At 74.2% G+C, this 10,773-nt stretch carries 6 protein-coding genes and 3 pseudogenes; 4 read left to right on the forward strand and 5 right to left on the reverse strand.

Annotated features, from left to right (window positions below):
• Positions 1 to 203: 203 nt before the first annotated feature.
• Positions 204 to 452, reverse strand: a pseudogene (locus tag ACFW6P_RS31710) (multicopper oxidase domain-containing protein); the annotation flags it as partial.
• Positions 453 to 564: 112 nt separating this feature from the next.
• Positions 565 to 1,593: a non-homologous end-joining DNA ligase gene (gene ligD, locus ACFW6P_RS31715; protein WP_386359862.1), complete on the reverse strand. Its 1,029-nt coding sequence runs from the start codon at positions 1,591 to 1,593 to the stop codon at positions 565 to 567.
• Positions 1,594 to 1,667: 74 nt separating this feature from the next.
• Between ligD and ACFW6P_RS31720 the strand changes: the two genes are divergently transcribed.
• Positions 1,668 to 2,732: an ATP-dependent DNA ligase gene (locus ACFW6P_RS31720; RefSeq protein WP_386359864.1), complete on the forward strand. Its 1,065-nt coding sequence runs from the start codon at positions 1,668 to 1,670 to the stop codon at positions 2,730 to 2,732.
• A gap of 7 nt (positions 2,733 to 2,739) precedes the next feature.
• On the opposite strand, the gene ACFW6P_RS31725 is transcribed toward ACFW6P_RS31720, so the two are convergent.
• A complete protein-coding gene (locus ACFW6P_RS31725) occupies positions 2,740 to 3,930 on the reverse strand; it encodes a zinc-dependent alcohol dehydrogenase (protein ID WP_386359866.1) in 1,191 nt (396 codons plus the stop codon).
• Positions 3,931 to 4,136: 206 nt separating this feature from the next.
• Between ACFW6P_RS31725 and ACFW6P_RS31730 the strand changes: the two genes are divergently transcribed.
• On the forward strand, positions 4,137 to 5,111 hold the full coding sequence (locus ACFW6P_RS31730) for a DUF3048 domain-containing protein (protein ID WP_386359868.1): 975 nt from the start codon (positions 4,137 to 4,139) through the stop codon (positions 5,109 to 5,111).
• A 46-nt stretch (positions 5,112 to 5,157) separates the two neighbouring features.
• Here the strand turns inward: ACFW6P_RS31730 and ACFW6P_RS31735 are convergent.
• Positions 5,158 to 5,498: pseudogene (locus ACFW6P_RS31735) on the reverse strand (MarR family winged helix-turn-helix transcriptional regulator); the annotation flags it as partial.
• A 106-nt stretch (positions 5,499 to 5,604) separates the two neighbouring features.
• Between ACFW6P_RS31735 and ACFW6P_RS31740 the strand changes: the two are divergent.
• Positions 5,605 to 6,143 (forward strand): annotated as a pseudogene (locus tag ACFW6P_RS31740) (carboxymuconolactone decarboxylase family protein); the annotation flags it as partial.
• A 51-nt stretch (positions 6,144 to 6,194) separates the two neighbouring features.
• On the opposite strand, the gene ACFW6P_RS31745 reads toward ACFW6P_RS31740, so the two are convergent.
• Positions 6,195 to 8,873, reverse strand: a complete 2,679-nt coding sequence (locus ACFW6P_RS31745) for an ATP-binding protein (protein ID WP_386359869.1) — start codon at positions 8,871 to 8,873, stop codon at positions 6,195 to 6,197.
• A gap of 457 nt (positions 8,874 to 9,330) precedes the next feature.
• Here ACFW6P_RS31745 and ACFW6P_RS31750 point away from each other — a divergent pair, with 457 nt between their 5' ends.
• Positions 9,331 to 10,572, forward strand: a complete 1,242-nt coding sequence (locus ACFW6P_RS31750; protein WP_386359871.1) for a DUF2510 domain-containing protein — start codon at positions 9,331 to 9,333, stop codon at positions 10,570 to 10,572.
• The last annotated feature ends 201 nt before the right edge of the window (positions 10,573 to 10,773 follow it).

The raw sequence follows: 10,773 nt of genomic DNA on the forward strand, positions 1-10,773 counted from the left end.
ACGCCCCCCACCTACCCGCCCTCCTCGACCGCCTCTTCGCCTCCCTCCTCGCGTCCCTCCTCGCCTCCCTCCTCGCGTCCCTCCTCGCCTCCCTCCTCGCGTCCCTCCTCGCGCCCCTCTTCGCCTCCCTCCTCGCGTCCCTCCTCGCCTCCCTCCTCGTGCCCCTCCTCGTGCCCCTCCTCGCGTCCCTCCTCGTGCTTCCCGGCAGGGTGCCGGCCGTGGTCGTGCGGGTCGTAACCGGGGATGGTCCCGTCCGGCTTCCTCACCAGGAAAAGGCCCACCATCCCCATGTCGGAGTGGCTCTGCACGTGGCAGTGGTACATCCAGGCGCCGGCGCCGACCCCCTCCCCCGCGATCACCTGGAAGCCGAACGAGTCGGCCGGGCCGGTGATCTTGTTGTCGATGACCGGGCTGGGGTCGTCGGGGCCGGTCAGCATGCCGGTGCGGTTGTCACCCCGCCCCGCGCGGACGACCCGGGCACGGAGGGGCGACGCTTCGCCTCCGGCTGCATCGGGCTCCAGGTGCACGGCACGACGGACGTGGTCCCGTACCGCGACATCCGGATCAAGGAGTTGTAGGAGGCGCCTGTTTCCGGGCCCTGCTCGGCTGTACCCGTCTGGGTTCCCCCGGCATCTTCGGATACTCGGGCGGGTACGGCAGGTCCCCGAGCCCGTGGTCGTGCTCGTCACGGCGGGCGAGGTCGAGCAGGGCCTCCAGGGAGTACCGGTGGTCGTCCATGTCCGCGTGCACGTCGCCGAGTTCGGCGTAGCGCGCGGGCATCGTCGCGAGGTCGAAGTCCTGGGGGTGCGCGACCCCGACCTCGTCCCAGCGCAGGGGCGCGGAGACGGGGGCGTGCGGGCTGGGGCGCACGGAGTAGGCGGAGGCGATCGTGCGGTCGCGTGCCGTCTGGTTGTAGTCCAGGAAGACGCGCTCGCCCCGCTCCTCCTTCCACCACTTGATGGTCACCAGGTCCGGCATCCGCCGTTCCATCTCCCGGCCGACGGCGATCGCGGCGCGCCGGACCTGGCTGAAGGTCCAGCGCGGCTCGATCGGCACGAAGACGTGCAGGCCCCGGCCGCCGGAGGTCTTGGGGAAGCCGCGCAGTCCCCCGAACTCGTCGAGGACGGACCGCAGTTCGTGAGCGGCCCGGGCGGCGTCGTGGTAGTCGGTGCCGGGCTGCGGGTCGAGGTCGATGCGCAGTTCGTCGGGGCGGTCGACGTCGTCGCGGCGGACCGGCCAGGGGTGGAAGGTGAGGGTGCCGAACTGGGCGGCCCACACGACCGCTCCGACCTCGGTGGGGCACATCTCGTCGGCGCTGCGCCCGCTGGGGAAGGTGATGTGCGCGGTCGGGATCCAGTCGGGCATGTTCTTCGGAGCCCGCTTCTGGAAGAAGTTCTCGCCGCTCACGCCGTCGGGGTAGCGCTCCAGGGTGGTGGGCCGGTCGCGCAGGGCCCGCAGGATGCCGGGGCCGACGGCCAGGTAGTAGCGGGCGAGGTCAAGCTTGGTGAAACCGCGCTCGGGGAAGAACAGCTTGTCCGGGCTGGACAGCCGTACGGTCCGGCCGCCCGCCTGCAGTTCCACCGCGTCACCCATGCGAGACACGGTAGGCGCACCCCGCGCACCTCGCATATCAGGCGTACCCGGACATGGAGGCGCAGAATCGACGCATGGATCTGCCGGTGATGCCCCCTGTCCTGCCGATGCTCGCCAAGTCCGTGGCGGCGATCCCGGCGGGCATGCAGTACGAGGCGAAGTGGGACGGGTTCCGGGCGATCGTGTTCCGCGACGGGGACGAGGTCGAGCTCGGCAGCCGCACGGGGAAGCCGCTGACCCGGTACTTCCCGGAGCTGGTGACGGCGGCGCGGGAGCGGTTGCCACGGCGGTGCGTGGTGGACGGGGAGATCGTGATCGCGCGGGAGGGGCACCTGGACTTCGACGCGCTGACGGAGCGGATCCATCCGGCGGACTCGCGGGTGCGGATGCTGGCGGAGCGGACGCCGGCCTCGTTCGTGGCCTTCGACCTGCTGGCGCTCGGGGACGCGTCGCTGATGGACGCCCCGCTGACCGAACGCCGGGAGGTGCTGGTCCGGGAGCTGTCCGGGGTGACGCCCCCGGTGCACCTGGCCCCGGCGACCACCGACATCGAGGTGGCGCGGCAGTGGTTCGACGAGTACGAGGGGGCGGGTCTGGACGGGGTCGTCGCCAAGCCGCTGACGGTGCGCTACCGGCCGGACGAGCGCGCCATGTTCAAGATCAAGCACGAGCGGACCGCCGACGTGGTGGTCGCCGGGTACCGGCTGCACAAGAGCGGCCCGGTCGTGGGCTCGCTGCTGCTGGGTCTGTACGACGACGGGGGCACGCTGCAGCACGTCGGGGTGTCGGCCGCGTTCGCGATGAAGCGGCGCGCCGAACTCGTCCAGGAGCTGGAGCCGCTGCGCATGGACGACGTGCGGGGGCATCCGTGGGCGGCCTGGTCGGACGAGGCCGCCCACGAGAAGGCCAGGCTGCCGGGGGCGCCGAGCCGCTGGTCGGGCCGCAAGGACCTGTCGTGGGTGCCGCTGCGGCCGGAGCGGGTGGCCGAAGTGGCGTACGACCACATGGAGAACGGGCAGCGCTTCCGGCACACCGCCCGTTTCCGGCGCTGGCGGCCGGACCGGACCCCCGAGAGCTGCACCTACGCGCAGCTGGAGGAACCGGTCCGCTACGACCTCGCCGAGATCCTCGGCGCCTGAGGCCCGCTCAGGGCCGCATCAGCACCTTGACCGCGCCGTCCTCCTTGCGCTGGAACATCCCGTAGGCGTGCGGGGCCTCCGAGAGCGGCACCCGGTGGGTGGCGAAGTCGTCGACGCCGAGCGGGTCCTCGTCGGTCAGGTACGGGATGATCTCGTCGCTCCAGCGGCGCACGTTCGCCTGGCCCATCCGCAGCTGGATCTGCTTGTCGAACAGGGTGAGCAGCGGGATCGGGTCGGCCATGCCGCCGTAGACGCCGGAGAGCGAGATGGTGCCGCCGCGGCGGACCAGGTCGATGGCGGTGTACAGGGCGGCGAGCCGGTCGACGCTGAAGCGTTCGGCGATCGGGCCGCTGATCTTGCGGGGCAGCAGCGCCGAGGCGTTCTGCACCAGGCGCGCGGCGGCACTGCCGTGGGCCTCGGTGCCGACCGCGTCGATCACGGCGTCGGGGCCCCGGCCGTCGGTCTGGTCCTGGATCGCCGCGACCAGTTCCTTCTCGCTGTCGAAGGATCGCAGGTCGTAGGTCTCCACGCCCCGCGCCTTCGCCCGGCGCAGCCGCTCCGGGACCAGGTCGACGCCGAACACCCGCCCGGCGCCCTGCACCTGGGCGACGCGGCAGGCCATGTCGCCGATGGGGCCGAGTCCGAGCACGGCGACGCTGCCGCCCTGTGGGATGCCGGCGTAGGCGACCGCCTGCCAAGCGGTGGGCAGCACGTCCGAGAGGTAGACGAAACGGTCGTCGGACGGGCCCTCGGGGACCTTGATGGGGCCGAACTGCGCCTGCGGCACCCGCAGGTACTCGGCCTGGGCGCCCGGCACCGAGCCGTACAGGCGGGTGTAGCCGAACAGCGCCGCCCCCATGCCCTCGCCGTGGACCTGGGTGGTCTCACACTGGGTGGGCAGGCCCGTCAGGCACATCCAGCAGTTGCCGCACGCGATCTGGAACGGCACCACCACCCGGTCCCCGACCTGGAGGTCCGGGACCCCCGCGCCGACCTCCTCCACGATGCCCATGGGCTCGTGGCCGAGGATGTCCCCCGGTGTCATGAACGGTGTGAGCACCTCGTAGAGGTGCAGGTCGGATCCGCACAGTCCGGTGGAGGTGACGCGGATGATCGCGTCCGTCGGTTCCTGAATCCTCGGATCGGGAACGTCCTCCACTCGTACGTCCCTCTTGCCCTGCCAGGTCACTGCCCTCATCGCCCAGCGCTCCCTCCGTCGGCGTGCGCGTCGGCCGGTCGGCGAGGGCCCGGGTACCCGAGCCTCCCGCGCTGAACCGTGTGCACCGATCGACGGACACGGGCGGGACACGATCTCGTCAAAATGGGCCACGGAGAGCCACCGATGCTCAGATAAGAGCACAATCTGGAAAAATAGACGGCAGAGGTGCGGTGGCGACAGTGGACATGGCACGAGGAGCGCACGGACGGCGCGCCGCGACGACGGCGGTACTGCTGGCCGCCGCGGCGACGGCCGCCCTGGCGGGCTGCACGAACGGCGGCGGCACGCCCGATGACGGCCGCGGCTCTCCGCGGGAGTCGGAGCGCGGGGCTTCCCCGTCCGCCACCGGACCGCCCGTCCTGGCCGTCAAGATCGACAACGCGGCTCCGGCCCGCCCGCACACGGGGGTCGAGGACGCGGACGTGGTGTACGCGGAGCAGGTCGAGGGCGGGCTGAGCCGGCTGATGGCGGTGTACGCGACGCGACTGCCGGAGACGGTCGGTCCGGTGCGCAGCGCACGCGAGTCGGATCTGGAGCTGCTGCGCCAGTTCGACCGGCCCACGCTCGCCTTCTCCGGCGCGCAGCAGAAGCTGCTTCCGGTGATCGACAAGGCGCCGCTGCGGGCGACGACACCGGCCAACGACCCGGACGCCTTCGTCCGCGACAGCGGCAGGCCCGCCCCGCACAACCTGTACCTGCGGCCCCGGCAGGTCCTTTCGCAGCCCCCCGGCCAGGCGGCCCTGACCACCGGCTTCCGCTACGGCCCCGCCCCGGACGGCGGCACGGCGACGGCCTCGCAGACCGTGCGCTACCCGGCGGCCCGTTTCACCTTCACCTGGTCGGACTCCCGCGACGGCTGGCTGGTCGGCATGGACGGCGCCGACGCCACGTCCGACGGGAGGCTGATGGCGCCCGCGACCGTCGTCGTGCAGTACGTGACGGTGCGCGAGTCCGCCTTCCGCGACTTCCTCGGCAACAACACGCCGTACACCGAGACGGTCGGTTCGGGGAAGGCCAAGGTGCTGCGCGACGGGCGGGCCTGGGACGTGAACTGGAAGCGGGAGAGCGCCGAGGGCGGCACCGCGTTCACCACGGGTGACGGCACGCCGGTGAACTTCGCCGAGGGCCAGGTGTGGGTGGTGTACGCGAAGGCGTCCTGAGCGTGCGGCACGGCCGTGTGCTCGCGCGCGCCGGGGAGGGCTGCGGTCAGCGGGGCGCCGCCAAGGGCTCCCCGGGATGGCGCAGCCCCTGTGCCGCGTCCGCCACCCGCCGGTTCAGGTCGAAGAGGACCGTCCGTTCGCCGGGGGCAGCGGGGCGAGGAAGACCTGGTTCATCCGAGCGGTGCGCACGGTCAGCCTGCGGTGCGTGCGCACGCCCTCGTCCGTGAGGCACGGCAGAATGCGGCGGTCGTCCTGCGGGTCACGGACCGTGTCCAGCGGCCCGCGGCGGCCGAGCCGGGTGACCACCTCGGCGATCGTGGAGCGGTCGAGCCCCGCCCCCTCCCCCACCGTGCGCTGGTCCAGGCCCGGCCCGGCGACGAGGGTGTTGAAATGCCGGAGACCGGCGTGCCGGCGCTGCTGGTCGCCGGGCGTGAGGATCCGGCACCGCACGCAAAGGGCCGGTTCACCCCTGACGTGGTGAGCCGGCCCTTCGCGTGAGGATCCGGCGACGCCGCCCGCGCATCTGCGGGAGATCGCCGACGCCGTGCCGGGCGCGGCCCTCGTCGAGGTGCCGGGGGCCTCGCACCTGGCGCCCGAACGGGGCCCTGAGGCGGTCCTGACGGCGCTGCGCGCCCACTTCGGCGCACCGGCCGGCCGAGGGGCGGCGGTGGCGCCGCGAGGTGCTCGGCGACGCGCACGGCGACGCGCACGGCGACCGGGCACAGGCCCGGCAGACGCCCTTCACCGCCCGCTTCCAGGACTTCGTCCCGCGTTACGCGTGGGCGAGATCTGGACCGACCGACCCTGTCGCGCCGCGAGCGCAGCATGATCACGCTGACCGCGCTGGTCGCGCACGGCCACCACGACGAGCCGGCCCTGCGCGTCAGGGCGGGCCGCCGTAGCGGGCTCACCGCGGAGGAGATCGGCGCGGTACTTCTGCAGACGGCGGTGCACTGCGGGGTGCCCGCGGCGAACGCGGCGTTCGCGACGGCCCGGCCGGCGCTGGCCGCGGAGGACACCGCCGGGGGGTGAGCCCGTGCCGGCCGGGTGTGAGCCGACGGGCCGGCCGCGCGCGCTCTGCGGCTACGCCGGTCCGGCCCCGGTCCCGAGCGCGCTCCGAGCCCGCTCGGCCAGTCCGTCGGCGCCGCAGGAAAGGGCAAGGTCCAGGCCGCGTTCGAGGTCCGTCGCCGAGCGGGCGGCGATGCCGTACTCGATGCGGGCCGCCGCGTGCTCGTACTGGCAGGGCGAGGCCCCCAGGTAGGTCACGGCCTGGGCGTACAGCCGGACCGCGCGCTGGCCGGTCTCCAGGGCCGCGGCGCAGCGCAGGGCCTCGCCGATGGCGGTGTCCGTGCCGAAGCGCTCGGCCTGGACGCGGACGTCGACGGCGAGCCGGGCGGCCCGGGCCGGGTCCTCCGCGCTGAGGGCGCGGGACAGGTCGATCGCCCACGGCACGAGCACCGGGTTGTGGTGGCCGCGCGCTGCCGCCGCCTTCTCGGCGGCCTCCAGTTCGTTGATGCCGTCCTTGGTCCGGCCGACGGCCAGCAGCAGCCGGCCGCGCACCGACCGCGGATCGGGCAGGACGATGGTGGAGGGGTAGGGCGGGACGAAGTCGTAGCGCTCGGCCACGTCCCAGGCCTCGTCGACGCGGCCGCGGGCGAGCAGCGTGTCCACGAGGTTGCAGGTCGCGGACCAGTACAGGGGCAGGCCGCGGCCGACGCGCTCGGCGAGGCGCAGCGACTCGCGCAGCGTGGCCTCCGCCTCCTTCAGCCGGCCGCGCCTGCGGTGGCCGAGGCCGACGTAGGCGTGGGCCAGGGCGAGGTGGCCGCCGCTCCAGCCGGCCGTCTCGTAGGCGCGCAGGGCCTCGTTGTAGAGGGTCTCGGCGCGGTCGAGCCGGTCGGTGAAGGCGTACGCGTTGGCGAGCATCAGCAGCAGTTCGATGCCCCACTCGGTGTCGGTCCAGCCGAGACCGGGGGCCAGGCGGCCGTTGACGAGGGCGCGGTCGCACACCTCGGCGACCTCCTCGGCGTTCTCGCCGTTCATCACGGCGTCGAAGCCGCGCAGGATGAGCAGGGCGCGTTCGGAGTTGTCGCGGCCGGTGCAGGTGCTCGCGAGTTCGGCGAGCCGCCGGGAGCGGTCCGGCGAGGTGGTCTCGCCGGCGTGCAGGCCCTCCCACATGAAGCGCACGGCCTGCAACCGCATCCGGGCGGGCCCGGGCCGGAGGCGGGCGGCCTCCGCCTCGACCGTGCGGACGGCCTCGTCCAGCTGGTCGTTGTGCAGCAGCGCCTGGGAGAGCCGGAAGACGGCGTTCACCCGCTGGTCGCCGTCGAGGCCGGGCACGGCGAGCGCGGTGCGCAGATGGCCGATGGTGCGGGCGGGCGCGGTGAGGAAGGTGGCCTCGGCCAGTTCGAAGAGCACCTGCGGGTGGGAGTCGGGCCGGGGCGGCTCGGCCAGGGCGCGCTCCAGGCAGCGCCGGGCTGCGTCCGGGGCGCCGACGGCGAGGTGCTCGCGGGCGGCCTCGCGCAGTTGCCCGACGAGTTCCTCGTCGTCGTCCGGGTGGACCTCGATCAGGTGGCGGGCGGCGGCAGCGGCGCCGTGCCCCTCGTCGGCGACGATGCGGGCGGCGATGCCGTGCATGGCGGTGCGCAGGGCATCGGGGATGGAGTTGTAGACGGCGGTGGCGATCAGCGGGTGGACGAACTCCAGGTCGCCGTCGGCGGTGCGGCCGGTCGTGGGGTCGGGCGCGGTGAGGATGCGGGCGGTGCACAGCAGTGCGGCGCAGCGGCGGGCGTCCTCGGGTCTGAGGGCGGCGAGCTTGGCGACCAGGTCGGTGGATATGCCGGTGCCGAGGATGGCGGCCGCCCAGGCGAACCGGGTGGCGTCGATGCCGAGTTCCTCCAGGCGGGCGACGAGGCCGCCGCCGCGGGCCGAGCGGTTCAGTGCGCGCAGTTCCCCGGCCCGGGCCTCGACCGGTTCGATCTCGCTGTCCTGGACCCTGGCGAGCAGTTCGACGGTCTCGTAGGGGTTGCCGGCGGTGACGGCCCAGACCTCGCGGCAGAACGCGGCGTCGGCGTACCGGCCGAGGGTGGCGCGGGTGAGTCCGGCCGTGGCGTCCGGGGTGAGGGAGCTCAGGGTGGCGACGGGGGCGTCGGCGGCCGCGGCGACGGCGTCGAGGTGGCGGGCGCCGGGGACGTCGCCCGGGCGGCGTGTGACCACGACCAGGACGGACGTCTCCTCGATCCGCTCGGCGAGTCCGGCGAGCCAGTGCAGCGTCTCCTGGTCGGCCCAGTGGGCGTCGTCGATGAGGAGGACCAGCGGCCAGTCGCGGCGGGAGAGGCGCCGCACGGCCGCGACCAGGCCGTCGCACACGCCCTGCGGGTCGGCCTGCCGGTCGCCGGGGTCGGCTATGCCGAGGGCGGGGCCGGCGATGTCGTACCAGTCGCCGAGGTAGTCGCGGGCCTCCTCGGGCAGCATCGACACCAGGGCCGGTTGCAGCAGCTGCCGCACCACGTTGAAGGGGACGGACCTGAGGGTCTCGCCGCCGCGGGCCGACCAGACCGTGCAGCCGTGCGCCTCGGCGATGCGGCGGGTTTCGGCCAGCAACGCGGTCTTGCCGAGCCCGGCCTCGCCGGAGAAGACGAGCAGCCCCCCGGACGAGGGCTGGTCCGCGCACAGACCGTCGACCGCCCTTGTGACGGCGGCGACTTCGTCGTCGCGCTCCCACAGGGAAGCCGAGGCGGCGGCCGTGGGCCGTACCTCCGTCATCCCGCTACCTCCCCAAGTCGCCCGAACGACGTACATGACGTCGAGCGTAGTCCTCCGGTCGCCTCAGTGGAGGATGCTCGCGGCACCTCTTGCCGTGACGGGTGACACGGGGTACGGCAGGACGACGCACTGGCCCTCCACCAGCCCTCTTCTCGTCAACGACGTTCAGAACAACCGGACATGACGCTCACTCACCGGAGCGTGAGCACATCTCGACGAGAGGGCCGCCGCCCCCGCGATCCGTGCCCGGCGGCCGCCGCGTCCGCGAAGGGGCGGTGCGTACCGCACGCAGACCGCCGAGGCCCTCGCGGGGGCGTACGCGACGTTCGCCCCGGCGCTGTTCTTCCGTCCGGCCGCAGCGGTGGTTTTCGGCCTTCCGAGCGCCCGGGCCGCCGCCCGAACGGACGGCCCGAGGCCCTCTCATGTCTCTTTCACCGACGCCTCATACGGTGGGGGCATGACGCAGGAGACGCCTCCCGGGTGGTACCCGGACCCCGGACAGAAGAGCGACGGGCCCGCCACGGAACGCTGGTGGGACGGCAGGACCTGGACGGACCGTGTCCGCCCCGGACGGCCGCCGACGGCCGGCCTCCCTCCGACGGCGGCGCAGCCGGGCCCGGAGGAGGCCCGGGGAGAGGGCACCGCGCCCGGGGCGGAGGGGGCCCGGGGGGACGACACGGCGGCCCTCCCGCGCGACCCGGCGGACGGCACGGCGGCCCTGCCGCGCGACCCGGCGGACGGCACGGCGGCCCTGCCGCGCGACCCGGCGCAGGAGACGGGCTCGGCCGGTGCGGAGCACGCGGCCTCCGCGTTCGGCCCGGCCGCCAGTCCGGCGGCTCCCGGCTTTCCACCAGGCCCCGGCCACCCCGGCGGTGCCGCCCACCCGGCCGCTCATCCGGCCTATCCCGCCTACCCCTCCGCCCCGCCGTCCGGCCGGGGCCGGCGGCTTCGCACCGGTATCGCCGTGGGCGTGGCCGTCGTCGTCCTCGCGAGCATCGGTGTCGGGGTCCAGGCGCTGACGGACGACGGCGGAGGCGGTGCGGCCACGTCGCAGGGACCGGGCGGGCCGGACGCGCCCGGGGGCCGGGGCGGGCCGTTCGGCGGGTCGGGGGGAGGAGGCGGCGACGGCGGGCGGAGTCCGAAGCCCGACCGGTCCGAGCCCCCGAAGATACGCGGCGGGTCCGTGACCGACAGGGTCAGCGGCATCAGCCTGCCCATCCCGAAGGGCTGGTACGGCCTGCAGCTCAACGCCGGCGCTCAGGTGATGTCGGACGAGTCCTACAAGTGCCCGGGCGACACCTCCGCGACCTGCACCGAGGGCGGCGCCTACTCCGCCCCCGCCCTCGCCCTCGGCACCCGGGGCGACACGCCCGAGGAGATCGCGAAGGCGGACATCGCGGACAACGCCGAGGAGTCCTACGGCGGGAAGTCCTACGGCGGGATCACCTCGCACGACGTGCTGGCCTCCCGGGCCGTGACCGTCGCCGGGCAGAAGGGCTTCCTGGTCCGCTGGAAGGCCGTCACGAGGAAGGGCGCCGACGGCATCGTGGAGTCACTGGTGTTCCCCTCCCCCGCGAACTCCCGGCAGATGGTCGTCGTCCGCTTCGGGGTCGACGCCGGACGGCAGGAGTCCGTGCTCGACACCATCGCCCAGGGCATCGAGGCGTCGACCGGCGGCGGCAACGGCCAGGACGTCTGACACGGCGCCCCGCACAGCGGTCGGCCGGGTGGGGTGCCCCCGCCGCTCACAGGGGCACCTCACCCGGCGTGCGCGCCGCCCCCGTCCCCACGGGTCGGCGCGGTCGGGTCGCCGTCGGTCATCCCGCGGACGGCGGCCCGGGTCTCACTCCAGGCCCAGTGCCGACAGCACCGCGGCCGGCCGACCCGGACCAGGTACTCC

It is taken from the genome of Streptomyces sp. NPDC058741, assembly GCF_042746715.1.
Lineage (GTDB): Bacteria > Actinomycetota > Actinomycetes > Streptomycetales > Streptomycetaceae > Streptomyces.

Excerpts from the sequence above, each read along its gene's own strand:
- ACFW6P_RS31730 (WP_386359868.1), top strand. The coding sequence starts at position 4,137 with ATGGCACGAGGAGCGCACGGACGGCGCGCCGCGACGACGGCGGTACTG.
- ACFW6P_RS31725 (WP_386359866.1), bottom strand. The coding sequence starts at position 3,930 with ATGAGGGCAGTGACCTGGCAGGGCAAGAGGGACGTACGAGTGGAGGAC.
- ACFW6P_RS31745 (WP_386359869.1), bottom strand. The coding sequence starts at position 8,873 with ATGACGGAGGTACGGCCCACGGCCGCCGCCTCGGCTTCCCTGTGGGAG.
- ACFW6P_RS31720 (WP_386359864.1), top strand. The coding sequence starts at position 1,668 with ATGGATCTGCCGGTGATGCCCCCTGTCCTGCCGATGCTCGCCAAGTCC.
- ligD (WP_386359862.1), bottom strand. The coding sequence starts at position 1,593 with ATGGGTGACGCGGTGGAACTGCAGGCGGGCGGCCGGACCGTACGGCTG.
- ACFW6P_RS31750 (WP_386359871.1), top strand. The coding sequence starts at position 9,331 with ATGACGCAGGAGACGCCTCCCGGGTGGTACCCGGACCCCGGACAGAAG.